The sequence below is a fragment of the Exiguobacterium sp. s124 genome (assembly GCF_018617485.1).
GTDB lineage: Bacteria > Bacillota > Bacilli > Exiguobacteriales > Exiguobacteriaceae > Exiguobacterium > Exiguobacterium aestuarii.
This window is the reverse complement of the sequence record NZ_JACSKH010000001.1, coordinates 1,102,945-1,128,974: the sequence shown is the minus strand read 5'-3', so window position 1 is coordinate 1,128,974 and position 26,030 is coordinate 1,102,945. Positions and strand designations below refer to the sequence as shown.

Here is a 26,030-nt window from a genome sequence, read left to right as displayed (position 1 = left end):
GTCTCAACCCTAACTGTCCATAAATGTGTCATTTACCGCAAAATAGATAGGTGTCTTGTCAAGAAGACGTTTCCTTTGGTTCAAGTGAAACAATCAACGTTTCATCCACCACATAGTACGGTCTTTTTGGCAATGTCTTAAGGTAGCCGCCATCACGGAGCCGGGTCAAATCTAATTGCAATGCGTCTTGAAATTTACGAAGTGGCAGTTTCTTTTCTTGGTCCATGTAAAGGTCTAGAGCACGTTGCACTTGGTCCATCTCATAAATGACATCACGTTCTTCTTCCGGAACGATATGAAACGTCTCCTTAGACATATAGAAGCGTTGTTTCGGTACCCCGGACAAATGATGTTTCAATCGCTTGGTGTCAATTTCTTGCGTGTCATCGAGTAGGACCGTACGATTGACGCCTTTTGGCAGCGTCTGTTCATATTCGTGAATCGCATGACGCAATTCAGGTAAAGTGATGTCGATTTCCCGATCAGGTTCTACCTCTTTTTGCTGTGTCAATCGTTTCCACCAACTCTTGCCCTTATTTTCTTCCTGCACCATAAGCACACCCCTCCCTGTCTTCCTGTTCCCGATTCTTTTAAAACTTTCACCATAAAATCGCATATTCATGAAAAAACCTTCCTTTTTTCAAAGGAAGGTTTGATCAGCGATTGTTTATTTGAGTTTGTTACGGAGAACCATCTGTAAGATTCCACCGTGACGGTAGTAATCAATTTCCACTTCCGAGTCGAAACGAGCGATGACTTTGAACTCTGTCACCGTACCGTTTTCGTGTGTCGCTTTTGCGTTTAAGATATCGCGTGGACGAACAGACTCATCGACTTGGATATCGATTGCCTCCTCACCAGTCAATCCGAGTGACTCTGCTGATTCACCCTCTAAGAATTGAAGTGGAAGCACACCCATCATGACAAGGTTTGAACGGTGAATCCGCTCGAAACTTTGTGCGATGACCGCACGAATGCCAAGGAGGTTTGTTCCTTTCGCTGCCCAGTCACGAGATGATCCCATTCCGTAGTCGTTTCCAGCAAGGACGACAAGACCAGTACCTTGTTCTTTATACTTCATCGCTGCATCGTACATCGGCATGATCTCACCTGTTGGCCAGTAAGTCGTGAATCCACCTTCTGTACCTGGTGCGACTTGGTTACGGATACGGATGTTTGCAAACGTACCACGCATCATGACTTCATGGTTACCACGGCGTGATCCATATGAGTTGAAGTCGATCGGTTCTACTCCTTTTGAAAGGAGATATTGACCGGCTGGTGTCGTTTTCGAGAACGATCCAGCTGGCGAGATATGGTCAGTCGTGACCGAATCCGCGAACTTCCCGATGACGCGTAATCCATTTAATGCATGCACTTCCCCAGCTTCTGGTTCGAGTTGTTCGAAGAACGGTGGGTTTTGGATGTATGTCGACTCGTCTGAGAAGTCATACAAGTTACCTTCTGGTACGTCAAGCGCGTTCCAGCGTTCGTTACCAGTGAAGACAGTTTCATACTCTTTACGGAACGCTTCTGGTGAAACGACGTCTTGTACGACCATTTTGATTTCATCGTTTGATGGCCAGATGTCTTTGAAGTACACTTCATTTCCATCTTTGTCCGTACCGAACGAATCGTTCATGATGTCGAAGTTAACCGATCCCGCGAGTGCGTAAGCGACGACGAGTGGTGGTGACGCCAAGAAGTTCGCTTTCACGAGCGGGTGAACGCGTCCTTCAAAGTTACGGTTCCCAGAAAGGACAGAAGATACGAGCAAGTCGTTCTCCGTGATTGTTTCTTCGACTTCACGGTCAAGTGGACCCGAGTTTCCGATACATGTCGTACAGCCGTAACCGACTGTGTTGAAGCCGAGTTCGTCCAAGTAAGAAGTCAAGCCGGCTTTGTCGAGATAGTCCGTTACGACTTTCGAACCTGGTGCGAGTGATGTCTTCACGTATTTCGGAACAGTCAAGCCGCGCTCTACCGCTTTCTTCGCAACGAGTCCAGCACCGACCATAACGTAAGGGTTTGACGTGTTCGTACAGCTCGTGATTGCAGCAATCGCTACATCTCCCGTGCTCATGTCGACTGCTCCATCTTCATAGTTGATAGTTGCCTTCTTCTCGAGTTCCGAGCGGTCAAGTCCGAAACCACTGTTCCCAGCAGGAGCGCTTAAACTATCGATGAACGAAGTTTGAACGTCTGAGAGGTTGATTCGGTCTTGCGGACGTTTCGGACCTGCAAGTGAAGGTTGAACTTTCGACAAGTCGAGCGTCAACACTTTCGTGAACGTCGGATCAGCTTGATCTGGCGTGTAGAAGAGGTCGTTTGCTTTTGAGTATTCTTCAACGAGTGAAATCAATTCTTCAGAACGGCCGGTTGTACGCATATAGTTCAATGTTTCCGTATCGACTGGGAAGAATCCACATGTCGCACCGTATTCTGGAGCCATGTTTGCGATTGTCGCACGGTCTGAGAGTGGCATCGTGTGAAGCGATGGGCCGAAGAATTCAACGAATTTGCCGACAACTTTTTCATGACGGAGCATCTCTGTCACGACGAGGGCAACGTCTGTCGCTGTCACGCCTGGATTGACTTCACCGATGATTTTAACACCGACGACTTCTGGTACTGGGAAGTATGACGGTTGGCCGAGCATACTCGCTTCCGCCTCGATTCCTCCTACTCCCCAACCAAGGACACCAAGTCCGTTGATCATCGTTGTATGCGAATCCGTCCCGACGAGTGAATCCGGATACGCAACCGTACCTGCTCCATCGTCTTTCTCAAGGACGACAGATGCCAAGTACTCCAAGTTTACTTGGTGAACGATACCCGTTGCTGGTGGCACGGCACGGTAGTTGTCGAATGCCGTCTGAGCCCAACGTAAGAACTTATAACGCTCTTCGTTACGTTCGAATTCGATATCCATGTTTTTCATCAATGCGCCTGCAAATCCGTACGCATCTACTTGAACAGAGTGGTCGACGACGAGATCGACAGGGATTTCTGGGTTGATTTTGTTCGGGTCTCCACCTAGGTCCGCCATCGCTTTACGAAGTGACGCGAGATCTACGACTGTCGGTACACCTGTGAAATCTTGAAGTACGACTCGTGCCGGCTTGAACGGTACGTCAATGTCTTTCGAGACGTCGGCAGTACCCCATTTTGCCAAGTTCTCGACATGTTCTTTTGTAATCGCGCGACCGTCTTGTTGACGGAGTACCGATTCGAGAAGAACGCGAATCGAGTAAGGTAAACGACTGATGTTCGTTAACCCTTCTTCTTCTAACTTTTTCAATCGATAAAAATCATACGATTGCCCGTTCGCCTCGAACGTTGTCCGAGATGCGAAGGCGTCTAAAACATTCGTCTGTTCCATTGCAATTTCCCCCTTTTTGAAAGCGCCGACCACACGACAATGCGTAATCGCTTACTTTTCACATATTTATCATAATACAAGTATAGCGTGACGTAAAATACATTCCGTCACAAATTAGTCATAAGTAAAACTTATCAATTCATTCAGAAAGGGATAAACGACAAAAAAACACCTCAAAACTGAGGTGTTTACAAATTATTCTTCTGTTCCAATCTCTTCGTTGACATCAAGTGCCTCGACGAGCGTCAAATCGTCTGCATGACGTTCAGCGAACCGCTCATACGTGAACTCGTTCGCGAAAAGGAAGACTGGACGTTCCCAACGGTCTGTAACGAGCATGTTCCGTGAGTCCTGGAAAGGTTTCAACGCTTTCAATTCCTTGTCCTTCACCCAACGTGCAACGCTGTACGATACAGGTTCCATCCGGATGTCTACGCCATATTCATTGTTCAAACGATATTCAAACACTTCGAACTGGAGTTGGCCGACCGCACCGAGATAAATCTCATTGTATTCGTTTCGATAAACTTGGATTGCCCCTTCTTGCGCGAGTTGCTCTACACCTTTGTGGAAGTGTTTCGACTTGAGCGAGTTGACAGGCGACACACGCATAAACAACTCAGGTGGGAAAGTCGGCAATGCTTCAAAGGCGATCTTTTGCTTCGATGTCGTGATCGTGTCCCCGATTTGATACGTACCTGAGTCATAGATCCCGATGACATCTCCTGCGAACGCTTGGTCGACCGTTTCACGATCGTTGGCCATCAGTTGTGTAGACTGGCTCAATTTGATTTTCTTACCAGTCCGGGTAAGCGTGACGTCCATTCCACGCTCGAACACACCTGAACAGATGCGGACGAATGCAATCCGGTCACGGTGAGCCGGGTTCATGTTGGCTTGAATCTTAAAGACGAACCCACTGAAGTCTTCTGATGTCGGATTGATTGGGCCTACGTTCGATTTACGGGCTTCTGGAGCTGGAGACATCTCCAAATAATGGTTCAAGAACGCAGTCACACCGAAGTCAACGAGTGCCGTCCCGAAGAATACAGGCGTCAACTTACCGCTCTGAATCGCCTCTACATCAATCTCGTTCCCCGCTCCGTCGAGAAGGTCAATCTCATCGCGAAGATTCGTCAAGTTTTCTTCAGATAGATGATCAGCGAGCACCGGGTCGTTTACCCCGTCCTCACTTAATTGAAGGGTTGACTTGTCTCCGCGGAACAAATGAACTTCATTTTTCATCCGGTCATAGACCCCTTCGAACTGCATCCCACTCCCGATTGGCCATGTGATGGCAACGGAAGGCATGCCGAGTACTTCCTCAAGTTCTTCCATCAATTCGAGCGGGTCTTTTGCCTGACGGTCTAATTTGTTCATGAACGTAAAGATTGGAATACCGCGCATCCGACACACTTGGAAAAGTTTTTTCGTCTGCGTCTCGATCCCTTTAGCTGCATCGATGACCATGACCGCGCTGTCGACCGATGTCAATACGCGGTATGTGTCTTCACCAAAGTCATTGTGACCTGGTGTATCCATGATTGATACGACTTTATCTTGATAGATGAATTGCATGACAGACGATGTAACCGAGATTCCACGCTGCTTCTCAATTTCCATCCAGTCTGACTTCGCATGTTTTGAATTTTTACGCGCTTTGACGGTACCGGCTTCACGAATCGCGCCACCGTGCAAAAGTAATTTCTCTGTTAATGTCGTCTTACCCGCATCCGGGTGAGAGATGATCCCGAATATTCGGCGTCTCTCGACTTCTTGTTTCAATTGGCTCATATGTGATAGACCTTTCCTTTCTCGACTCACTTCATGCTTATTCTCGTAGCAACGCTATCTATTCTAACGAAATCGGTTGAGTTCGTCTATCCTAACGAGACGTGCTCCTTTTGCAAATGGATTCTTTTTTGTATACTAACGATGATAGCAAGTGAATGTATAGAACGGGGGAAAGACGATGCCAGAAAACTTGATGATGTATTTCATTGTATTCTGGGGATTCGTCATGATTGGACTCATGACGATTGGCGGATACTTCATGTTTCGTAAGTTTTTAAAACGAATGCCGAAAGAAGACGGACGTTCCCTTCTAGACATTGAAGACGACTATATAGAGAGAACACGACACCTATGGACGCCAGAGACACGGACGTTATTAGACCGACTCGTCTCACCGGTTCCAGAACTGTTTCGTGACGTCGCCATCCGAAAAATCGCTGGTAAGATCGGCCAGTTTGCGCTCGAATCGCGCGCGAAGAAAATGACGACCGAACTCGTGGTGAAAGGGTATATTGCCGCAACGCCGAAACGAGACCATAAGTTTTTAAAGAAAGCACTAGCCGAGGAACAAATCGACTGGACGCCTTACGAGCACTATTTTCAGCAATAGACTCTATCCGACCTGGGTAGAGTTTTTTATTTGTCGAATTGTGCTTTTTGCCTATTGGGTCAAAAGTACCTTTTCTCAAACTATTTACTTTTCAAACATAACGTTCAATTTTTAGACAATATTGAAAACGCTTACAATGAATTGGTATGACCAATATTACAATAATGTTGAAGGATTCGACATGAAAAAAAGGCATGACTCCTCTCATTTTTACATCGCATAATGGATTTATCTTACAGCTTAGGAGGAATTTTATGCATGACGTGACGCAAGTTGCACAAACGACCAGTAGTCATTCCGCTCCGTCGATCACAGAGCACGAAACGTTCCATCGATTGATGCGTGAAAAAAATCGATTCATCGTTCCAGCTATCATCTTCTCACTCATTTTTTATTTCACACTCCCCGTTTTAACAAGTTATACGACCATTTTGAATACGCCACTCGTCGGAGACATCACTTGGGCATGGGCGTTCGCCTTCTCCCAATTTATTATGACGTGGACATTATGCGTACTCTATAGTCGACGTGCCCGCCGGTTTGATGCACTCGTGAGACAATTGAAAGAAGAGGTGAAATCATGAACTGGACAGCGATTGCCCTCTTTACTGCCATTGTCGGTCTCACCCTTGTCATTACATACTTCGCAGCAAGAAAAACGAAAACCGCCAGTGATTTCTACACGGCTGATGGTGGGTTGACTGGTTTCCAAAACGGTCTCGCGATTGCAGGCGACTATATGTCTGCCGCTTCTTTCTTAGGGATTGCAGGTATGATTGCGCTAGCTGGATTTGATGGCTTTTTCTATTCCATCGGATTCCTCGTGGCTTATCTCGTCGTCCTCTATCTCGTCGCGGAGCCGCTCCGCAACCTTGGAAAGTATACGATGGCCGATATGATCGCAGCACGCTTCAACAAACCACGCGTGCGTGGCGTCGCGGCGATGAATGCGATTGTCATCTCCATCTTTTATATGATTGCCCAGCTCGTAGGTGCTGGTGCTTTGATCGAGCTGTTGCTTGGTATCCCATATACGACGAGTGTCGTCGTTGTCGGTATATTGATGACGGTCTATGTCGTGTTCGGCGGCATGACAGCGACATCATGGGTACAGATCACAAAAGCCGTCTTATTGATGATTGGTACGGCCATCATCTCGTTCCTCGTATTCGCACGGTTTGATTTCTCGATTACAACAATGTTCAATGAAGTGAGCAAAGCCACACCGCTTGGTAGTGACTTTCTGAACCCAGGAAACAAGTTCAAGCTTCCGCTCGATACGATTTCGTTAAATATGGCGCTCGTTCTTGGTACAGCTGGTCTTCCACACATTTTGATTCGCTTCTTCACCGTCAAAGATGCACCGACCGCGAGACAGTCGGTAGTGTATGCGACATGGATCATCGGTGCCTTCTATATTTTGACAATCTTTTTAGGTTTCGGGGCAGCAGCTTTCGTTGGACGTGATGCCATTCTCGCTGCGAACCCTGCAGGTAACATGGCAGCTCCTCTCCTCGCGCAAGTACTCGGTGGCGATCTCTTGTTCGCTTTCGTAGCGGCAATCGCATTTGCGACTATTCTTGCTGTCGTCGCCGGGCTCGTTTTATCGGCCGCTTCTGCTTTTGCTCATGACTTCTATGGTCATATCATTCGTAAAGGGGAAGCAACAGAGAAGGAGCAAGTGAAAGCCGCTCGTATCGCCTCTGTTGCAGTCGCCCTCGTCTCGATGGGACTTGCATTCTTTGCTCAATCGATGAACGTGGCGTTTCTCGTATCACTCGCCTTTGCTGTTGCGGCAAGTGCGAACTTACCGGTCATTCTCTTCACGATCTTCTGGAGACGGTTCAATACTGGTGGAGCAATCTGGGGAATGGTCGTCGGGTTGTTCTCTTCTTTAATCTTAGTCGCACTTAGTCCGAACCTTTGGGCACCAGACGGATCAGCCATTTTCATTGGAGAAGCGCTCTTCCCACTCTCGAACCCAGGAATCGTCTCGATTCCACTCGGGTTCATTGCAGCCATCATCGGTACGCTCGTCACGAAGTCCGATGAAGTTGCAGGAAACTACGAACGTATTCTCGTCAAAGCAAACACAGGAATCGATGCGGAGACGGAAGTGGCCGTCACAAAAGAATCGTAAACAAAAATGGAGTGGCCATGAGCCACTCCATTTTTACGTGATCGCAATCCGTTTATATTTTTGATACATCGCAATCCGCCAAGGGACGATCATCCCCCAGGCAATCAAGTAGAACAACCCACCTGTAGAGAAGATATCGACTTCATGCCCGACCCAAACTTTCATCGCTGTACGAATCGCGAGTAGCGCGAATACGACGATAAAAAATGCTTTCGAGCGTGACAGATACACTTCTCCATCCCGCTTTTCAAAGTTTGACGTTTTGATGAGGAACAGACTAAAGATTAGTCCTACCGCTAACGCCTCAAGCACTTCGAACCATGACAAACGAAATGCAGGAATCAAAAATTGAATCATCCCGGTCGTCATGGCAAGTGGTGGAATTAAGATTTTTTTTGCATTTGTCGGTTTCGCTGATGCTTTCACACGAACGAAACTAGCCACGATCCCCATCAATAATGCAATGAGAGTCGACCCCCATAACATTGACATCTCGGTCAACCCCTTAAAATCCGGTGAATCCGACAAGCTCGCTCATCCAAGCAGCGAACCGGTTCATTCCGTCAAAATATAATAATACGCCGAATGCCATCATCAAATAGCCTCCGACTTTTGCAACTTTCGCACTGTTTCGTGCTAAGTACTTGATTTTGCCAACAAACGCGACCATCACTAAAAACGGAATCGCGAAACCGATGACATACGCCAACATGTAGCCGAGACCTTGACTCGGGTTAGTCGCGGCAAGTGCAATCACACCAGCTAAAATTGGACCCGTACACGGTGTCCATCCCGCAGCAAAGCCAATTCCGATTAATACGGTCCCAAAATATCCACTCTTCCGTTCGCCGATATCCATTTTCTTCTCGCGCATCATAAACTGCGGTTGCCATAGACCTGCCAAAAAGACGCCGAACACGAAAATTAAAATGGCGCCAAACATCCGCAAACTATCTTTATATTGGATGAATACATCAGCAATTAACGAGGTCGATAATCCGAGCACGAGGAAAACGATTGAAAAGCCGAACAAGAACGAAAACGTGTGGAACCAAGCTGTACGCTGTTTCAATCCTTCATTTTTTAATTCAGATACGGAAACCCCTGTAATATACGAGAGAAACACCGGATATAACGGGAGCGTACATGGTGACAAAAACGATAAGACGCCCGCCCCAAATGCGAGCCATAATGTGACTTCCATGACGATTTCCACCTTTCACGACCATTATAGCGAAAACCTATTTAAATTGCTCGAATCTTTTCTTTCGAAATGAAACATCATTTTGTAATTTTTGAAATGGAAATGAAACTTGTCATCTGTAAACGTAGGTGCTAAGATTTGGATATTCTAGTTCGCAAAATTCTAATTTACATGATGGGGGAACGAACGTGGCAGTCACCGCAGCAGATACACTACACCAGGCCATTGAACAGAAACGTGATGAACTGTATAAAATCGCGTCAACACACACTTGGACCTCACCAGAAGTCATTTTGGTCAGTCAAGAACTTGACTCTCTCATTACACGTCACGTCCTATCAAAGCATAAAAAAGATCAGCATTCGAATTAACCTTGATGGCTCGTCACTTATGGTGACGAGCTTTTTTTCCATGGAAAAAGGACACCCCAATAGGTATCCTTTCCAATTCAAGACATCAGACGTTGCCCCGACTGCAATTCGTACATTTTTTTGTATAGACCATTTTGTTTTAATAATTGTTGATGATTGCCACGCTCCACGATTTCTCCACGGTGCAACACCAGAATCAAGTCAGCATCTTGAATCGTTGATAGCCGGTGAGCGATTGCAATCGTAGTACGGCCACGGCGCATGCGGTCGAGCGCGATCTGTACACGTTCTTCCGTTTCTGTATCGATTGAACTCGTTGCCTCATCAAGAATGAGTACTTTTGGATTACGGGCAACAGTCCGGGCAAATGCGAGCAATTGCCGTTCGCCGCTCGAAAATGTCGCGCCACGCTCTCCGACGACGTGTCCATACCCCGCATCTAACTTCTCAATGAATGTGTGTGCCTGGACGAACTCGGCAGCTTCACGAGCACGTTCTGAATCGATGTTTGGATTGAATAGTTTCAGATTTTCTTCAATCGTCCCGGTGAATAAAAAGGGATCCTGCAATACGAGTCCGACCTGTTGACGAAGTTCTTGCTCTTCAAATTGCTCGAGCGGCTGTCCATCAATCGTGATTCGACCAGTTCCATACGGATAAAAGCGGGTCAAAAGGTTGATGATTGAACTTTTCCCACTTCCGGTGTGTCCAACGAGCGCGACCGTCTCACCAGGTTTTGCAACGAATGAAATCTGTTTCAATACGTCGACTTCTCCGTCGTAGCTAAATGTCACATCCTCGAATCGCACTTCTCCTTCTGTAACCTTTGCCTCGCCCGGCATCTGTTTCCCTGGAGCGGGTTCATCCGTATCTAAGATTTTAAAGACCCGGTCCGCCGAGACGACGGCTTGTTGGAACTCACTCAATCGCTGCATAATATCGAGGACAGGTCGGAAGATCCGTTCAATGTAACTGATGAACGCGTAGACGACCCCGACCTGAACTTGTTCACTCATCGAGAGCACCCCGTAATATCCAAGCAACCCAATGATTGAGAAAGCAAGAAGGAGTTCGATGATTGGTCGTAGCAACATGCTGTCGAGCTTTAAGTTGCGATATCGTGCCTCCTGGTGCGCCTCATTCGTCTCTTCAAACTGACGAATGAGGCGCTCTTCTTGACGAAACTGTTGGATAATCCCCATGCCGTTGATTGATTCGTTCAACTGGGCGTTTAGCTGTGACAACAGGTCTCTCACTTGCGCGAAATATTTCGTTGAGAAACGACGATATGCCCAAATGATGAGCCAGAAGAGCGGCAATAAGACGAGTCCCATCGTCGCAAGCGGCGGTTCTAATATGTATAGGAAAATATACGTCCCAATCAATTGAACAGCCGACTGCACGAATGTACTCATCACTCCGACGTACAGTTCTTTTACTGCCTCCGTATCATTGGTGATTCTTGATACGAGGACGCCCGCTGGTGTTCGATCAAAATAAGCGAGCCGCATCCCCATGACGTGGCGGAAAATATCCATTCGTATGTTTTGAACAATCTTCAATGCAATCTTCTGGAATGAGATGGATTGCAGATAGTCAAATAAGATCGCCGATAAGTGAAGAACCATATAGACCGTGAAGAGTGCAATGACCCAGTTCGTCGGGTAGACACCGGGAGTGACAAATTCATCGATGAATACTTTGATTAAAAAAGGACCAGCCAACTTAGCACCTGTCGCAATCAATAGAAAAACGAAGGCGACACTGAGTGACTTTCCGTAACGCTTCGCATAGCTGAGTAACCGTTTGATGACTTCCCATTCTTGAACATCATGCTTCATCATGTCCACCCCCTTCTACAATCGCTTCAAGTTGTTGGCGATCATACGTTTCACGATACCAACCTGCTTCTCTAAGCAATTCGTCGTGACGCCCACGCTGTACGATTTTCCCGTCTTCGATCACAAGGACCTCATCCGCGTGTTCCACAGCAGAGAGGCGATGCGCAACGATGACACGAGCTTGATCAGGATTTCCGACACGGAAGTGTTCGATGATGGACTCTTCCGTCTTCGCATCTACGGCAGATAGCGCATCATCTAAGATTAAGACATCCGCTTCAGTCATGAGCGCACGCGCAATGGATATACGTTGTTTCTGTCCACCTGACAAGGTCACTCCACGTTCCCCAACGAGTGTCGCATACCCTTCAGGGAGACGGACGATATCTTCATGCACCTCAGCGACTTTGGCCGCCTCGATGATTTCCTCCATGCTCGCCTCAGGTTTTCCGAAAGCGATGTTGTTCGCAATCGAATCCGAGAATAAGAAATGGTCTTGTGGCACGACCGCAATTTTGTCCATTAACAGTGATTTTTTCACTTGGCGGATATTGATGCCTCCGATTTTAATCTTTCCATCTTTTACGTCATACTCACGGGTCAACAGACGGACAATCGTCGTCTTACCTGCACCTGTCCTTCCAACAATCCCGATTGTCTTCCCACGCTCAATCCGAAAATGGACATCATGGAGTACAACCGTATCGTCATACGCAAAGTTTCGCACATCGACTTCCACCTCTGAGTGTGCAAGTGTCGTGGCGGCCATCCGGTCATCTTGAATCTCTGGTTTGACGGCGAGCATTCGTTCAATCCGGTCGTATGACGCCCGTCCACGCTCGACGATGTTGAAGAGCCATCCAAAAGCTAACATCGGCCACGTCAATAGTGCCAAATAGGCAGTGAAGCTTACAATTTGTCCGATTGTCAATTCACCTTGTTCAATCAAGACCGCCCCATAGCCAACTGAAAGGATATACGACAAACCGACAATACCAAAGATAGTTGGATCATACAGGGCATCGATTTTGGCAACCCGTACGTTTTTTGCCATGACCTCACTCGATAAGTTCTCGAACGAGTCTACGTCTCGTTCGACTTCCCCGGTCGACTTCAAGACACGAACCCCACTCACACTTTCCTGTACTTTGTCATTCAATTCTGAAAATGCCGCTTGGGCGACCCCAAATCGGCTATGTAACATCTTCCCATATCGTGTCGTCAGAGCGACCATGATCGGGAGTGGGAGCAAGGCGACGAGCGTGAGCTTCCAACTGATTGTTGTAATCATCGTGATGATGACGAACGTTCCAAGCGTCACGCTATCGACAAGTGTTAAAATCCCTGCCCCTGCCGTCATGGATACGGCTTGTACATCGTTTGTCGCGTGAGCCATCAGGTCGCCGACACGTGACTTTTTGTAAAATCGTTGATCAAGATCGGTAAAGTGCCGATACAGTTGGCTTCGAAGCATTCTCCCCAGTCGAATTGAAGCGCCGAAGATAAAATAGCGCCAAAAGAAGCGGGCGACATAATTTCCGATTCCGACGGCAGCCAGACCGCCTAGCAACATCCAAAGCGTGTTCGACGAAAGTGAACCCCGGTTGATTTCATCGACGATTCGTCCGATGATGCGCGGTGGAATTAATTCTAATCCCGCTACGAATACGAGTAAGACGATGCCAAGTGCATACGTCCTCCACTCGAGACGTAAAAACCAAGATAATTGTTTAAATACACGAATGTGAAACGCCCCCTTTGTCTTCACATGAAGATTATTCATTAATCGTAGCGAAAGTTTGTTCGATTGTCTAACAAAAAGAGGAAGCAAAAAAGCACTTCGGAGACCGAAGTGCTTTCATGACTGATTATGATTTCTTTTCGTTTTTCATCTGCACGTTCATGGCGCGCATCACTTGGTTGACTTTCTTCTGTGATGGCTTTTGACCCATTTGCATCATCAACGTACGAATCATATCTTCATTGATTGGCGGGTTCTGTTCAAGGTAGTTCATCATGTATTTACGCGCGATGAAGAATCCAATCGCGATACCCCCGATGAGTGCTGCCACGACAAGAAGAATCCAGAATAATGTACTCAAGGCTTTACCTCCTCTACCATATGAAACATCGTTTTTTACTATACACTAAATTGAACAACTTCGCTAGTCGTGCAGAAAAAAAGTGACGGCCAAATGAGCGACCGCCACAACATTCTAGCATTCAATTAAAGTGATTTCACTGCATTGACGACGTTGTCGACTGACATCCCGTATTCCTTCATAAGAAGGTCTCCAGGTGCAGAAGCTCCGAACTTGTCGATTCCGAGTACTTTTCCACCGAATCCTACATATTTGTACCATCCAAGTGTCGCACCCGCTTCAAGTGATACACGCTTCGTGATTGAAGATGGAAGGACAGACTCTTTATATTCAGCAGATTGAGCTTCAAAGAGTTCCCATGATGGCATTGAAACAACTGCCGCATTCACACCTTCTGACGCGAGCTGTTCACGCGCTTCGACGAGAACGTGTACTTCCGAACCTGTTCCGAGTAAGAGGACGTCTGCATCTTTCGATTCTCCTGCAACGACATATGCTCCTTTTCCTGCCGTTTCAATCGATGTGCCTTCAAGCTCAGGCAACGCTTGACGAGTCAAGACGAGAAGTGACGGTGTCGTTTTCGATGTCACAGCTTGTTTCCAAGCAGCAATCGTTTCTTTACCGTCTGCCGGGCGAAGGACAGAGAGGTTTGGCATCGCACGGAAGCTCATCAAGTGTTCAACCGGCTCGTGTGTCGGACCATCTTCACCGACTGCGATTGAGTCGTGCGTCAAGATGAACGTCGATGGGAGTCCCATGAGTGCAGCAAGACGGACTGCCGGGCGAAGGTAATCCGAGAAGACGAAGAATGTCGCACCGTAAGGAAGTACGCCACCGTGAAGTGCCATTCCGTTTACAGCTGCCGCCATTGCGAACTCACGAACACCGAACCAGATGTTACGTCCAGCTGGATCTTCATCGAAGTCCACTGCACCCTTAATCATCGAGTTGTTTGAACCGGCAAGGTCAGCCGATCCACCGAAGAGTGTCGGTACTGCTTTTGCGATTGCGTTCAACACTTCACCGCTCGTTTGACGTGTTGCTTTTTTCGAACCGATTTCGAATGTCGGCAACTCACTGTCCCAACCTTCAGGAAGTTCGTTGTTCATCGCACGCTCGAACTGTGCACCGAGTTCTGGGTGTGCCGATTTATATGCTTCTACGAGTTCGTTCCAGTCTGACTCGTATTTTGCGCCAGGCTCGACAACTTTCTCGTTGAACAAGTCGTATACTTCGTTCGGCACGTAGAACGACTCGCCTTCCCATTTATAGAACTGTTTCGTCAATTCGATTTCAGCGTCTCCAAGTGGTGCACCGTGTGAGGCTGATTTCCCTGACTTGTTCGGTGAACCGAATCCGATGACCGTTTTCACTTCAATCAATGTTGGTTTTGACGTCTCAGCTTTCGCTGCGTCGATTGCTTTTGCGATTGAATCGATATCTGTTCCGTCTTCAACACGAATGACTTGCCATCCGTATGCGTTGAAACGGTCTTCTACGCTTTCAGAGAACGACTTGTGAAGATCGCCATCGAGCGAGATATCATTTGAATCGTAAAGCACAACAAGTTTACCGAGCTTCAAGTGACCAGCGAGTGATGCTGCTTCCGCTGAAACACCTTCCATCAAATCTCCATCTCCGCAAATCCCGAACGTGTAGTGGTCAACGACGTTGAACTCGTCGCGGTTGTAAGTCGCTTCTAAATGCTTCTCTGCCATGGCCATCCCGACAGCCATCGCAATCCCTTGTCCAAGCGGTCCCGTCGTCGCATCTACACCAGCCGTATGACGGTACTCTGGGTGACCAGGAGTCTTCGAGTCCATTTGACGGAATGATTTAAGGTCGTCCATCGACAAATCATATCCAGACAAGTGAAGGAGCGAATACAAGAGCATCGATCCATGGCCTGCCGAAAGTACGAAACGGTCACGGTTGAACCAGTTCGGGTTTTTCGGGTTATGACGCATTTTGTCTGTCCAAAGTGTAAACGCCATAGGTGCAGCACCCATCGGCATCCCTGGGTGACCAGAGTTCGCTTTTTGGACCGCATCAATTGAGAGCGTCCGGATCGAGTTAATCGCTAATAATTCTTTAGTAGTTGTTTCCACTAATTTCATCCTCTCTGTGTTAAGAAGGTTTTCTACCCGTCATATTTTATCACACTCATTCGTGTGTCACAACTAATTAATTAGTATAACACATTCATTGAAATCGTTTCCTTCAATTGCATGAAATGAACCGAAATCCGTTCGTCTGATGAGCGTTCGTGTATAACAAAAATGCACATCCTATACGAAATAGGATGTGCATTCAGCATCACTCGCCACGATAGCGTTTTTGATCTTCTTTCAATTTCTCAGGCGTGACGTCGTTGCCATCTGGATCCACGACTTTCATGCCCATCATTTGCGACTTGAACGATTGACGGAACGCCTTCAAATATTCTTGGCGTAGGTTTTGTTGCTCGTTCATTTCATCTTGAGACAGTCCTTCTGTCTTCGCTTTGTTGGCGAGGAAATTGATTCGCTCCAATTGTCCTGGTGCTAACATCTGACTCGCCCCCTCTCTAGTGAATTTGTTCTTATACTTTACAAAATCAGAGAGGAAGAATCAAGTTTCAGCAACTGACTGGTGCTCGAGATACCGTCGATTCACGGTCGCTTTCGACACTTCATACCCGAATCCACGGAGCGTTGCCGCAATCTCGGCAAACGTCAACCCACGTTCGCGCAGTTGAATGATCTCTTCAATTGGTACTTCGATTCGATGTCGCCCACCTTGATCGTTGTTCTGAATGTTCCGTTGCGGATTGAATCCGTTGGCGACGGCACGACGCATCCCACGAGAAATTTTAGCGTTGTGAATTTTCCGCTGATATTCTTCAACGACACTGACAATCTCCAACACCATCTTCTCGGCATCGGAAACGACGTAGTCCGATGTCGATTGCATCGTCAACAACCGAACGTCGTGTTTCATTAATGTGTGCAAGATGGCAATCTTGGCATTTCCTCGCCCCAAGCGACTGTCGTCCGTGACAAGCACGGCGTCCAAATCAGACGTCGACACGTGGTCAAGTAAATCAAGCAAACCCTTTCGATTCACCTCGTACCCACTTTCTTGTTCCGTGATGATATCTATGACTTCTGCCCCTAGTTGCGAAGCCAATTGCTGTAATTCATCGACTTGCCGACTGAGTGATGTCTCTTGGGTGGACTTGTTCGTCGATACCCGACAATAGACGACGACTCGCATCGCATCACTCCCTTTCATCGCATTCATTCCTTACGATACACAGTTCGAGAACGGTACGCAATGATGAACGATCACTCAGCGGCATACCATTTTGTTTTACGTTCGTTATGCTCTTCTCGCTCCGCCATGATCTGTGCTTCGAGTGATTCTGCCTGGACATACGCGACCTCTTCTTCAATCGTGCGTTCCGATGTGACGACTGGTTCAACCGCTGCCGGTTCCCCCCGCATCTCTCCTGCCAAATAAAAAGCGAACATCCCGACCAAGAGCATTCCGACTAAAATGATTCCGTTGAGTGTATCTTTCATAATTGCATTGCCTCCTGTATAAGAATATATGTTCGTTAGAACGTTTGTTCGTTTATCTGTTCTCATCATAAAACAAGAACCCGTGTTCGGTCAACAGAAAATAACGAACGAATGTTTGTACGCTCATGTGTTCTTGTGTTACACTAGACACATAAAGAATAGGATGCGTTTGCAGGTTATTCGATTACATCGAGGTGAACATAATGAAAAAAATGTCAGCGCGACAACAACAGATTCTTGATTTCATCAAAGATGAAGTTCGGGCAAAGGGATATCCACCTTCTGTTCGTGAAATTGGAGAAGCCGTCGGCCTTGCTTCTAGTTCGACCGTACACGGTCACCTAGATCGTCTAGAAAAACGCGGGTTGATTCGTCGGGACAAGACGAAGCCTCGCGCGATTGAGATTTTGACTGAAGATATGCCGGCAATGGAAGAACAAGAGTCCGTCATGTACGTACCGGTTATCGGGAAAGTTACCGCCGGGACACCGATTACCGCCATCGAGAACGTGGAAGAACACTTCCCGCTCCCGGCACATATCGTTGGTTCAGATAATGTATACATGTTGTCGGTTTCTGGGGATTCGATGATTAACGCTGGGATTTTGGACGGAGACCGCGTGCTCGTCCGCCAGCAGAGCACGGCCGACAATGGAGAGATTGTCGTCGCTATGACCGATGAGGGTGAGGCGACGGTGAAACGAATCTATAAAGAAGCTTCAAAAGTTCGTCTCCAACCGGAAAATGATGAGTTAGAAGCGATGTATTTTGACAATGTTTCGATTTTAGGGAAGGTTATCGGTGTATACCGGACGATTCACTAATGGCTAGTGGCAAGACACATACTCGAACGAATCTCGTGGCAACCGGAGCACTTGCGGTTGCCACGCCTTTTCTTGAAATCGATGTTCCGTTCGCATTGATCATCGGTGCGATTATCGGCACACTCTGGCTCTCCCCGGACCTCGATTTAAAATCAGATGCCTATTATCGATGGGGTCCACTTAAATTGATATGGCTACCTTATGTGAAGCTCATGCCGCACCGCTCGCTCTTCTCGCATTTACCTGGTCTGAGTGATGTGATTCGGATTGCATACATCGGCTTTCCGCTCATCATGCTATTACCTTTTACGGCATATGAGGCGGAGATTCGGTCATGGGTGGACGTTCACGGCATGCCGTTCTTTCTAGGACTCGTATTCGCGACGACATTGCATACGGCACTCGACTATACATCGACATTTATAAAAAAAGCATTTTGACCGACGAAAGGACCACCTTCCGACTGATCACGGAAGGTGGTCCTTTATATATATCTGCTTCATCTGAAGCACAACAAAAAGAGCAATGAACGACCCTTCTGAAGAAGGTCATCCATTGCTCTTTTGCATACTTCTATTATTAGTAGAGCGTCATGTACTGATCGCGCTCCCACTCCGTTACTTGCATACGGAACATATCCCACTCGATTTCTTTCAATTCGAGGAAATGTTCGCCGATGTGCTCACCAAGTGAATCCATCACGACTTTATCCGCACGAAGGACTTCGAGTGCATCAAAGAGTGTTGCTGGGAGATCGTCGATTCCGTTCGCTACACGCTCTGGCTTGTCCATCACGTAGATGTTGCTGTCGATTGGTTTTGGTGCGTTCAAATCTTTTTCGATTCCGTCAAGACCTGAAGCCAAGAGGGCAGCAAGAGCAAGGTACGGGTTCGCCGCTGGGTCAACCGAACGTACTTCGATACGAGTCGAGAGACCACGTGCTGCTGGAACACGCACGAGCGGTGAACGGTTACGTGCGCTCCATGCAACGTAGCAAGGTGCTTCGTAGCCTGGTACGAGACGCTTGTAAGAGTTCACAGTCGGGTTACATACTGCCGTGAACGCACGAGCGTGCTCCAAAATACCAGCTGTGAATGCGCGAGCTGTGTCTGAAAGTTCCATGTCGCCATTTGGATCGTAGAAGACGTTCGTATCACCTTTGAAGAGTGACATGTTCGCGTGCATTCCTGAACCGTTTACACCAAAGAGTGGCTTCGGCATGAATGTCGCGTGAAGACCATACTTCGCAGCAATCGTCTTAACGACGAGCTTGAACGTTTGGATGTTATCTGCCGTTGTGACAGCATCCGCGTATTTGAAGTCGATTTCATGTTGTCCTGGTGCAACTTCGTGGTGTGATGCTTCGATTTCAAAGCCCATGTTTTCAAGTTCGATCACGATTTCTTTACGGCAGTTCTCACCGAGGTCAACTGGTGCCAAGTCGAAGTATCCACCTTGGTCGTTGAGCTCAAGTGTCGGACGGCCTGATGCGTCTTTCTTGAACAAGAAGAACTCTGGCTCTGGCCCAACGTTGAACGCTGAGAAACCGAGTTTTTGCATTTTCTCAAGGTTGCGTTTGAGTGTACCGCGTGGGTCACCGCTGAACGGTGTACCGTCTGGGTTATAAATATCACAAATTAAGCGAGCGACTTTTCCGCTGCCATCTGTCCACGGGAAGACAACCCATGTGTTGAGGTCTGGATATAAGTACATGTCTGATTCCTCGATGCGGACGAATCCTTCGATTGACGATCCGTCAAACATCATCTTGTTATCAAGTGCTTTGTCCAATTGGCTGATCGGCACCTCGACGTTTTTGATTGTTCCGAGGATGTCCGTGAATTGAAGTCGAATAAAGCGTACGTCTTCCTCTTGTGCGATGCGTTTAATGTCTTCTTTTGTGAACGTTTTTCTGGCCATGGTAAAATGTCCCCTCTCACATTGTGTAATGGTTGATGTGTGCGGTGTTATCGATAAAAACGTGAAAGCTCGCCTTGAATGAGCGACGTCTTATTGAAACGACCGGCTTCTTGAAGCTGTGTTTTCAATAATTGATGTAACTCTTTTTCCGAAACCTTTGGTGCTTCATTGACCGGTGCAGTCGGAGCAGTCGTTTCCGCTTCTTTCTCACCTTCTTGCTCTAACATGTGGCGAATTGCCGCCAAATTAAAGCCTTGGTCAATGTAATCCTTGATTGCGAGTAGACGTTCGACATCATTAAAGGAATAAAGCCGTCGTTTCGATTCCGTCCGACTAGGCGAAATCAGACCCTGTTCTTCATAATACCGAATCTGTCTACCAGTCAGTTGCGTCAGATCTTGGACGATTCCAATCGGAAACAACGGGTTGGAGCGACGAAATTGATCAGCCATCCTTACCCCTCCTTTTCTGTCTCACAATGTGAGAATAATACATGACAACAATCCTGTCAATAGATGTTAAGAAAGTTAACATGACAGAATGGTTACAAATGCGTGTGTTGATTTTGATCGTTGAATTCGACCAATCCTTTGTCGTGTAATTGGCTCAACGCCAACATGAGAGCGACTTTTACGTGAGCATACGTCAGACCACCTTGAACGTACGCTGTATAAGGTGCCCGAAGCGGGCCATCCGCTGATAGCTCGATCGACGAACCTTGAATGAACGTTCCAGCCGCCATGATGACATCGTCTTCGTATCCCGGCATATAGGCCGGGACGGGTAACGCATGTGCGTTTACCGGCGATGCCATTTGGATGCTTTGACAAAATGCAATCATCTTCTCGCGGTCGCGGAACGTCACCGATTGAATCAAGTCCGTTCGAGGAGTCGTATAGTGCGGGTCTGTCTCAAATCCAATCAAAGACAGGAGACTAGCTGTCAAGTGAGCTCCTTTGAGCGCCTGCGCCACAGTGTGTGGGGCCATATAGAAACCTTGATACATCTCCTGAAGCGAATAGAGTGAGGGACCTGCCTCACTACCGATACCTGGTGTTGTCATCCGGAACGAACAACGTTCAATCAATTCTTTTGTTCCAGCAATGTAACCACCCGTTTTCGCCAATCCACCACCCGGGTTTTTAATGAGAGAACCAGCCATCAAATCTGCCCCGACATGCGTCGGCTCGATCGTCTCGACGAACTCCCCGTAACAGTTGTCAACGAACACATATACGTGCGGATGTGCCGCTTTGATCCGTTCGATCGCGACTTTGATCTCTCCGACAGGAATACTGCGACGATTCGCATATCCTTTCGAACGCTGAATCCCGACGAGTTTCGTCTCCGGACGAATCCGTTCAAGAACGCGGTCGATGTCGATTTCACGATCCTCTTTTAATTCGACGGTATCGTAATGGACACCAAGTTCTTTTAATGAACCACGACCGTCTCCACGAATACCGACGATTTCCTCGAGCGTGTCGTACGGTTTACCTGTGATATACAGTAATTCGTCACCCGGTAACAGGACACCGAACAAGGCAATCCCAATTGCGTGGGTACCCGAGATGATTTGCGGTCGGCATAATGCGAGCTCTGCTCCGAACACGTCTGCATAAATCGACTCGAGCGTGTCACGACCGAGATCATCATATCCATACCCCGTCGTCGGGTTGAAATGAAAATCCGACACTTTATGCTTTTTAAACGATTCGAGAACACGATACTGGTTGAACTCAGCCGTCTCTTCAATCTTTTCAAAAAATGGTTTCACTCGCTCCTCGGCCTTTTTCACGTACGGCGCGAGTGCATCATAATGCTCAATCTTTTCTTGCCACATACTTACACCTCAAATTGTTTTAGCGTCGCATATAGACGCGTGTCTTCTCTCATATAACCGATCAACTCGACCGAGCCGTCATCTAAGAAACTCTCCTCAAGACGATACATCGCCTCTTTCGCCGGGTGATAATGTTCAAAAGCCGTAACCGGTAAGACGACGTGGACTTTTGTCAAAATGTCCGAGATTTTATCTTCGAGTGCACCAATCAACTGTTCGATATCTTCTGGTGCAATTGCCGAGATCAACAGGGGTCCACCGACGAAGTCTTCCGTAAGACGGTCTTTCTTATTATATACCTCGAGTTGTGGGACCTCACTCGCACCGAGTTCTTCCAATACCGCATTCGTCGTATCGATTTGGTTCAAATAATGTGGGTTCGACGCATCGATGACATGAAGGATCAAATCGGCACCGACCACTTCTTCCAAAGTAGAACGGAAGGCGGCAACGAGTTTCGTCGGTAAATCACGGATAAATCCGACCGTATCGGTAATCAGCACTTTCCCACCGCGTGGAAGTTCGAGTTCACGCGTCAAGGGGTCAAGTGTTGCGAACAACTCATCCTGTTCATACGTATCTGCATCCGTCAATCGGTTAAAGATTGTCGATTTCCCGGCATTCGTATACCCGACGAGCGCTACCTGGAACACGCGGTTTTCTTTCCGACGTTCCCGGTAGCGATCCCGGTGTGCGACCGTTCCTTCGAGTTGTTTCGTAATCTCATCGATACGACGCTTGATGTGGCGACGGTCCGACTCAAGTTTTGTCTCACCCGGTCCACGTGTCCCGATTCCACCACCGAGTCGCGATAACTGTGTCCCTTGTCCGATGAGACGTGGTAGTAAATAGTTCATCTGCGCGAGTTCGACCTGCAATTTCCCTTCGCGCGATTGCGCACGGCTCGCAAAGATGTCTAAGATGAGCTGCGTGCGATCGATCAGCTTCATCTCATCCGGGTCGTTCAAGGCGATGCGAATGTTCTTCGACTGCGCCGGTGTCAACTCGGCGTTGAAGATTAACAAATCCGGCTCGAACTGTTCGACGAGCATCGCGAGCTCCTCAATTTTCCCTTTCCCGATAAAGGTACGACGGTCGACTTGTTGACGTTTTTGGTCGAGCCGAGCGACGACTTCACCTTGCGCCGTATCCACGAGTTCGACGAGCTCGCCCATCGACTGTTCATATGTCCAATCATCGACATTCGGTAACTGACAGCCGACGATGACAACTTTTTCACGTTCTATCATGTAATCCCTCATTCCATAAAGTCTCACCTTTCATCTTACCACGAATCAGCGTATAGAGAACGTCCGTTTGTGGTAGGATAAAGGAAGAAGGAGGCTCGACCATGACGAAACGTAGAAAAGACTATCCGCTCCCCGAATTTATCGAAACATACTTGTATCATCTCGGAGCAAGCGGCCGTCAACCCTCGACGCTTAAACGCTATCGCTACGACTTGATTGATGTGCACAAGTACTTTCACGACCACAATGTCGAATTGAACGAACCGACGGACTGGTTAGACGTTCCAATCGAATCATGGAAAACGTTCGTGAATGATTTTCTAATCGAAGAAAAGCATTATCAACAGGCGACCGTCGCCCGAATCGTCACGGTCATCAATAGCCTGACCCACTTTTTAAATCCATTACGAAAAAAAATGCTAGCCTACTCGCAACCGGCACATACGTTGTCCGTCGACCAGATCGCGCTCGAGTCTGAATTTGACCGACTCGTTCATACGATTCGTTCGACGAGAGGATTGAGCGAGAATCAGTTGCAAGCCCATCCCTATCTCGTCAATCGGAATGAACTGATCGTGACGCTCTTCTATAAATACGGCTTGCGCGTCCATCACATCATTCGTTTGCGAATGAGCGACCTGCATCTGGCCGACCACACCTTTGACGTATATGATCGTCTCGGGAATCAGTTCACCTTGAAACTGTCACAGGAAGACCAATCGTTACTCATGAATTATTTGGCTGATATCCCTACACCAGTACGACCACGTTGGTACTCGGAAGACCCAGTCTTCGTCTCATTCGATTTCGCACGCATGACGTTCCGCTGGGTGTATGCGAAAAATCAACCGAAGCAATTGACGATCGTCATGATCACGAAGATGATGCGGCAGCTAAACGAACGGAGCGGACTCGCGCGTTCGGTCACCCCGTCAATGCTACGAAACGCCCATGTATTAAAGACATATGCGACCGACATGACGCCATCTGAGCGGATGAACCTTACGTGTATGCATAAAGAATCTTCATTACGTCGCTATGAACAGGCGTATGAAGAGTTCGGAACTGAATTATTCGAATCAGACGAAAGACCCGCCCTCTCGTGAAGGGCGGGTTTAGTTCTGTCATTAAGCGTCAACAATCCTGAGCTATACCGTTTTAAAAAAAGATTCAACTTGCTGTTCTGTCACTTCGTCAAGTGTAGTAGGACTCCATTTTGGAGAACGATCTTTATCAACTAGAACTGAACGAACCCCTTCATAGAAATCATGACATTTCATAAAATTCAATGCGAGGTTTTGTTCCATATCAAAACACGCTTGAAGAGATAGCCCCTTCCCTTTCTGAATTTGACGAAGGGTTACTTTTAGTGACGTCGGTGATTTAGATAGAAGTGTCCTCATCGTGATTCCTGCCCATTCATCACCTTGATTTGCAGATACCTGGAGTGATGAAATGATTTCTTCAATCGTTTCAAACCGAAAGTGATGATCAATTTTGTCTTGTATCGATGATATTGACGAAGGAAGAGAAACAGGGCTTCGAAATGACTGCAATAGTTGATTGAGTTCTGTTTCAACTGCATTTGGCGTCCAATGTTTTTCCATCATGCTTTCTTTTAATCCCGGCCAATCTTTGCTCTCCATATAATAGTCAGCCGCTCCAACGTAAAGTACATCGGTTGCATGTATGACACTAGCGGTTAGCGCGACGTAAGTACCAACCAAACCAGGCATTCGATTCAAAAAATAACTTGCCCCGACATCAGGGAAAAAACCGATGTTCATTTCAGGCATTGCCCACTTTGATGACTCGGTGACAATCCGATGTGAGGCACCAATGGAGAGGCCAACGCCACCTCCCATAACTACACCATCCATCAATACGACGACTGGTTTTGGATAATGATGAATTGCATTGTCTAATCCGTACTCAAGCGAAAAGAACTGATTGGCGTACGCTTCATTACCTTTTTCTTTTAAATCGTATAAGGTTCGCATATCCCCACCTGCACAAAAACCCTTTTCGCCTTCTCCATAGATGCATATCAATGACACACGGTCATCTGACTTCCATTGCTTTAACCGTTCATTCATCGTATCTACCATGTCAACATTTAAAGAGTTTAACGCACGGGGGCGATTCAGCTTGATCCATCCAATCCCATTTTGAACTTCTGTGACGACACTTTCTCGAGTATCCACTATCGATCACCGCCTTGAGTATAGGTTAATATGACTACTACACAACATAAACTTGCTGAAAACAGGTTGAAATGATCCAATCATTATTTATCTTGGAATTCTGCCTCACGTTTTTCGATAAAAGCATTGACTCCTTCTTTCATGTCTTCCGTTGTAAATAACTTCGCCCAGAGGTCCGCTTCAATTGCGAAACCTTCGTCTAATGTTGTTTCCAACCCTTTATTTACCGCCTCTATCGTTGCCGCAATCGATAATCGACTCTTTTTAAGTGCAATGGCTTCGGCAAGTTGTTTCGCTTCATTCATCAACTCGACAAGGGGCACTGATTTGTTGACTAAGCCAATCGATTCCGCTTCTTTCCCACCAATGACTTTACTAGTCAAAATCATTTCAAGAGCCTTCGATTTATTTGTGAGCCGTGCCAACCGCTGTGTTCCTCCAAAGCCCGGTATTAATCCTAAGTTCAGTTCAGGTTGTCCAAGTTTGGCTTCGTCTGCAGCAATCCGCATGTGACAACTCATTGCAAGCTCCAAACCTCCACCTAAGCAAGCTCCATTAATCGCAGCAATGACAGGTTTGTTTAATTGTTCGATCTTGTTTAAGACAGCTTGTGCTTCTACAGATAGTAATTTTCCTTTATCTTCACTATCGAACGCAGATACAAACTCTTTGATATCAGCACCCGCAATGAAAAATTTTCCTTCCCCTGTAATCACGACTGCCTTGATCTCTGAATCATTCGCGACATAATCAACGCAAGCTGATAATCCACTAACCGTCTCTGAACTGATTACGTTTGCTGGTGGATTATTGACGAAAAGATAGGCTACGTGATTTTCGACTTTTACATGGCAATTTGAAAATTGTTTTTCATTACTCATTTTTTGTTGTCCTCCTCATTTTGCATTACGTTTCATCATGAAGTTGATTTCTAGCTGTCAAATCTAGATTCGTACATCAAATTGTTTTGTACCAAAACTGT

General features: G+C 47.0%; 25 protein-coding genes. 7 read left to right on the top strand and 18 right to left on the bottom strand.

The genetic code is table 11. The features are described from left to right. Positions 1-58 precede the first annotated feature (58 nt). The 3 genes from KNO85_RS05915 to KNO85_RS05905 all read right to left on the bottom strand — a co-directional run bounded on the left by KNO85_RS05915 (position 59) and on the right by KNO85_RS05905 (position 5,176). Positions 59-553: a DUF3939 domain-containing protein gene (locus KNO85_RS05915; RefSeq protein WP_214787757.1), complete on the bottom strand. Its 495-nt coding sequence runs from the start codon at positions 551-553 to the stop codon at positions 59-61. A 114-nt stretch (positions 554-667) separates the two neighbouring features. Beyond that, positions 668-3,382, bottom strand: coding sequence for an aconitate hydratase AcnA (gene acnA, locus KNO85_RS05910; RefSeq protein ID WP_214787754.1), 2,715 nt, complete (start codon positions 3,380-3,382; stop codon positions 668-670). A gap of 195 nt (positions 3,383-3,577) precedes the next feature. After that, the gene (locus tag KNO85_RS05905; protein WP_074033192.1) at positions 3,578-5,176 is read right to left on the bottom strand and encodes a peptide chain release factor 3; all 1,599 of its coding nucleotides are present in this window, start codon (positions 5,174-5,176) and stop codon (positions 3,578-3,580) included. Positions 5,177-5,354: 178 nt separating this feature from the next. Between KNO85_RS05905 and KNO85_RS05900 the strand changes: the two genes are divergently transcribed. From KNO85_RS05900 to KNO85_RS05890, 3 genes are all read left to right on the top strand, one after another. Then, positions 5,355-5,786, top strand: a complete 432-nt coding sequence (locus KNO85_RS05900; RefSeq protein WP_074033193.1) for a DUF2621 domain-containing protein — start codon at positions 5,355-5,357, stop codon at positions 5,784-5,786. A 254-nt stretch (positions 5,787-6,040) separates the two neighbouring features. Then, entirely contained in the window at positions 6,041-6,370 is a 330-nt protein-coding gene (locus KNO85_RS05895) for a DUF485 domain-containing protein (RefSeq protein WP_214787751.1), read from the top strand. Continuing rightward, complete coding sequence (locus KNO85_RS05890) at positions 6,367-7,926, top strand: solute symporter family protein (RefSeq protein ID WP_214787747.1); 1,560 nt, start codon at positions 6,367-6,369, stop codon at positions 7,924-7,926. Before KNO85_RS05895 ends, KNO85_RS05890 begins: the two co-directional genes overlap by 4 nt. A gap of 33 nt (positions 7,927-7,959) precedes the next feature. On the opposite strand, the gene KNO85_RS05885 is transcribed toward KNO85_RS05890, so the two are convergent. Together KNO85_RS05885 and KNO85_RS05880 are read right to left on the bottom strand one after the other, a co-directional pair. Then, positions 7,960-8,412, bottom strand: coding sequence for a CcdC family protein (locus KNO85_RS05885; RefSeq protein ID WP_214789828.1), 453 nt, complete (start codon positions 8,410-8,412; stop codon positions 7,960-7,962). 19 nt (positions 8,413-8,431) lie between these two features. Next, a complete protein-coding gene (locus KNO85_RS05880; protein ID WP_012726450.1) occupies positions 8,432-9,130 on the bottom strand; it encodes a cytochrome c biogenesis CcdA family protein in 699 nt (232 codons plus the stop codon). Between the two features lie 188 nt (positions 9,131-9,318). Between KNO85_RS05880 and KNO85_RS05875 the strand changes: the two genes are divergently transcribed. Then, positions 9,319-9,501, top strand: a complete 183-nt coding sequence (locus KNO85_RS05875; protein WP_214787745.1) for an aspartyl-phosphate phosphatase Spo0E family protein — start codon at positions 9,319-9,321, stop codon at positions 9,499-9,501. A gap of 77 nt (positions 9,502-9,578) precedes the next feature. Here KNO85_RS05875 and KNO85_RS05870 read toward each other — a convergent pair whose 3' ends face one another. The 7 genes from KNO85_RS05870 to KNO85_RS05840 form a co-directional block, all read right to left on the bottom strand. Continuing rightward, on the bottom strand, positions 9,579-11,342 hold the full coding sequence (locus KNO85_RS05870; RefSeq protein ID WP_214787742.1) for an ABC transporter ATP-binding protein: 1,764 nt from the start codon (positions 11,340-11,342) through the stop codon (positions 9,579-9,581). Then, positions 11,332-13,086, bottom strand: a complete 1,755-nt coding sequence (locus tag KNO85_RS05865; RefSeq protein WP_214789826.1) for an ABC transporter transmembrane domain-containing protein — start codon at positions 13,084-13,086, stop codon at positions 11,332-11,334. Before KNO85_RS05865 ends, KNO85_RS05870 begins: the two co-directional genes overlap by 11 nt. A gap of 124 nt (positions 13,087-13,210) precedes the next feature. Next, positions 13,211-13,444: a YneF family protein gene (locus tag KNO85_RS05860; protein ID WP_012726454.1), complete on the bottom strand. Its 234-nt coding sequence runs from the start codon at positions 13,442-13,444 to the stop codon at positions 13,211-13,213. A 125-nt stretch (positions 13,445-13,569) separates the two neighbouring features. Further along, complete coding sequence (gene tkt, locus KNO85_RS05855) at positions 13,570-15,561, bottom strand: transketolase (RefSeq protein ID WP_214787739.1); 1,992 nt, start codon at positions 15,559-15,561, stop codon at positions 13,570-13,572. Positions 15,562-15,760: 199 nt separating this feature from the next. Further along, positions 15,761-15,994, bottom strand: coding sequence for a DUF896 domain-containing protein (locus KNO85_RS05850; protein ID WP_012726456.1), 234 nt, complete (start codon positions 15,992-15,994; stop codon positions 15,761-15,763). A gap of 60 nt (positions 15,995-16,054) precedes the next feature. Beyond that, the gene (locus KNO85_RS05845) at positions 16,055-16,699 is read right to left on the bottom strand and encodes a YneB family resolvase-like protein (RefSeq protein WP_214789824.1); all 645 of its coding nucleotides are present in this window, start codon (positions 16,697-16,699) and stop codon (positions 16,055-16,057) included. A gap of 71 nt (positions 16,700-16,770) precedes the next feature. Next, entirely contained in the window at positions 16,771-17,007 is a 237-nt protein-coding gene (locus KNO85_RS05840) for a hypothetical protein (protein WP_214787737.1), read from the bottom strand. Between the two features lie 203 nt (positions 17,008-17,210). Here KNO85_RS05840 and lexA point away from each other — a divergent pair, with 203 nt between their 5' ends. Together lexA and KNO85_RS05830 are read left to right on the top strand one after the other, a co-directional pair. Further along, positions 17,211-17,831, top strand: coding sequence for a transcriptional repressor LexA (gene lexA, locus KNO85_RS05835; RefSeq protein ID WP_074033201.1), 621 nt, complete (start codon positions 17,211-17,213; stop codon positions 17,829-17,831). Continuing rightward, positions 17,831-18,271, top strand: a complete 441-nt coding sequence (locus KNO85_RS05830) for a metal-binding protein (protein WP_214787734.1) — start codon at positions 17,831-17,833, stop codon at positions 18,269-18,271. Before lexA ends, KNO85_RS05830 begins: the two co-directional genes overlap by 1 nt. A gap of 139 nt (positions 18,272-18,410) precedes the next feature. On the opposite strand, the gene glnA is transcribed toward KNO85_RS05830, so the two are convergent. From glnA to hflX, 4 genes are all read right to left on the bottom strand, one after another. After that, positions 18,411-19,751 carry a type I glutamate--ammonia ligase gene (gene glnA / locus KNO85_RS05825; RefSeq protein ID WP_214787731.1) on the bottom strand — a complete coding sequence of 447 codons (1,341 nt, stop codon included), beginning with the start codon at positions 19,749-19,751 and terminating at the stop codon, positions 18,411-18,413. A 47-nt stretch (positions 19,752-19,798) separates the two neighbouring features. Beyond that, positions 19,799-20,203, bottom strand: a complete 405-nt coding sequence (locus KNO85_RS05820; protein ID WP_214787729.1) for a MerR family transcriptional regulator — start codon at positions 20,201-20,203, stop codon at positions 19,799-19,801. 92 nt (positions 20,204-20,295) lie between these two features. Further along, positions 20,296-21,594, bottom strand: a complete 1,299-nt coding sequence (locus KNO85_RS05815; RefSeq protein WP_214787726.1) for a methionine gamma-lyase family protein — start codon at positions 21,592-21,594, stop codon at positions 20,296-20,298. Between the two features lie 2 nt (positions 21,595-21,596). Beyond that, the gene (gene hflX, locus KNO85_RS05810) at positions 21,597-22,844 is read right to left on the bottom strand and encodes a GTPase HflX (RefSeq protein WP_214787723.1); all 1,248 of its coding nucleotides are present in this window, start codon (positions 22,842-22,844) and stop codon (positions 21,597-21,599) included. Positions 22,845-22,945: 101 nt separating this feature from the next. On the opposite strand from hflX, the gene KNO85_RS05805 reads away from it, so the two are divergent. Further along, positions 22,946-23,950: a tyrosine-type recombinase/integrase gene (locus KNO85_RS05805; RefSeq protein WP_214787719.1), complete on the top strand. Its 1,005-nt coding sequence runs from the start codon at positions 22,946-22,948 to the stop codon at positions 23,948-23,950. A gap of 42 nt (positions 23,951-23,992) precedes the next feature. Here KNO85_RS05805 and KNO85_RS05800 read toward each other — a convergent pair whose 3' ends face one another. Continuing rightward, positions 23,993-25,048, bottom strand: a complete 1,056-nt coding sequence (locus KNO85_RS05800) for an enoyl-CoA hydratase/isomerase family protein (protein ID WP_214787716.1) — start codon at positions 25,046-25,048, stop codon at positions 23,993-23,995. A gap of 83 nt (positions 25,049-25,131) precedes the next feature. Continuing rightward, entirely contained in the window at positions 25,132-25,929 is a 798-nt protein-coding gene (locus KNO85_RS05795; protein ID WP_214787713.1) for an enoyl-CoA hydratase, read from the bottom strand. Positions 25,930-26,030 lie beyond the last annotated feature (101 nt).

Excerpts from the sequence above, each read along its gene's own strand:
- KNO85_RS05915 (WP_214787757.1), bottom strand. The coding sequence starts at position 553 with ATGGTGCAGGAAGAAAATAAGGGCAAGAGTTGGTGGAAACGATTGACA.
- acnA (WP_214787754.1), bottom strand. The coding sequence starts at position 3,382 with ATGGAACAGACGAATGTTTTAGACGCCTTCGCATCTCGGACAACGTTC.
- KNO85_RS05905 (WP_074033192.1), bottom strand. The coding sequence starts at position 5,176 with ATGAGCCAATTGAAACAAGAAGTCGAGAGACGCCGAATATTCGGGATC.
- KNO85_RS05900 (WP_074033193.1), top strand. The coding sequence starts at position 5,355 with ATGCCAGAAAACTTGATGATGTATTTCATTGTATTCTGGGGATTCGTC.
- KNO85_RS05895 (WP_214787751.1), top strand. The coding sequence starts at position 6,041 with ATGCATGACGTGACGCAAGTTGCACAAACGACCAGTAGTCATTCCGCT.
- KNO85_RS05890 (WP_214787747.1), top strand. The coding sequence starts at position 6,367 with ATGAACTGGACAGCGATTGCCCTCTTTACTGCCATTGTCGGTCTCACC.
- KNO85_RS05885 (WP_214789828.1), bottom strand. The coding sequence starts at position 8,412 with ATGTTATGGGGGTCGACTCTCATTGCATTATTGATGGGGATCGTGGCT.
- KNO85_RS05880 (WP_012726450.1), bottom strand. The coding sequence starts at position 9,130 with ATGGAAGTCACATTATGGCTCGCATTTGGGGCGGGCGTCTTATCGTTT.
- KNO85_RS05870 (WP_214787742.1), bottom strand. The coding sequence starts at position 11,342 with ATGAAGCATGATGTTCAAGAATGGGAAGTCATCAAACGGTTACTCAGC.
- tkt (WP_214787739.1), bottom strand. The coding sequence starts at position 15,561 with ATGAAATTAGTGGAAACAACTACTAAAGAATTATTAGCGATTAACTCG.
- KNO85_RS05850 (WP_012726456.1), bottom strand. The coding sequence starts at position 15,994 with ATGTTAGCACCAGGACAATTGGAGCGAATCAATTTCCTCGCCAACAAA.
- KNO85_RS05845 (WP_214789824.1), bottom strand. The coding sequence starts at position 16,699 with ATGCGAGTCGTCGTCTATTGTCGGGTATCGACGAACAAGTCCACCCAA.
- KNO85_RS05840 (WP_214787737.1), bottom strand. The coding sequence starts at position 17,007 with ATGAAAGATACACTCAACGGAATCATTTTAGTCGGAATGCTCTTGGTC.
- lexA (WP_074033201.1), top strand. The coding sequence starts at position 17,211 with ATGAAAAAAATGTCAGCGCGACAACAACAGATTCTTGATTTCATCAAA.
- KNO85_RS05830 (WP_214787734.1), top strand. The coding sequence starts at position 17,831 with ATGGCTAGTGGCAAGACACATACTCGAACGAATCTCGTGGCAACCGGA.
- glnA (WP_214787731.1), bottom strand. The coding sequence starts at position 19,751 with ATGGCCAGAAAAACGTTCACAAAAGAAGACATTAAACGCATCGCACAA.
- KNO85_RS05820 (WP_214787729.1), bottom strand. The coding sequence starts at position 20,203 with ATGGCTGATCAATTTCGTCGCTCCAACCCGTTGTTTCCGATTGGAATC.
- KNO85_RS05815 (WP_214787726.1), bottom strand. The coding sequence starts at position 21,594 with ATGTGGCAAGAAAAGATTGAGCATTATGATGCACTCGCGCCGTACGTG.
- hflX (WP_214787723.1), bottom strand. The coding sequence starts at position 22,844 with ATGATAGAACGTGAAAAAGTTGTCATCGTCGGCTGTCAGTTACCGAAT.
- KNO85_RS05805 (WP_214787719.1), top strand. The coding sequence starts at position 22,946 with ATGACGAAACGTAGAAAAGACTATCCGCTCCCCGAATTTATCGAAACA.
- KNO85_RS05795 (WP_214787713.1), bottom strand. The coding sequence starts at position 25,929 with ATGAGTAATGAAAAACAATTTTCAAATTGCCATGTAAAAGTCGAAAAT.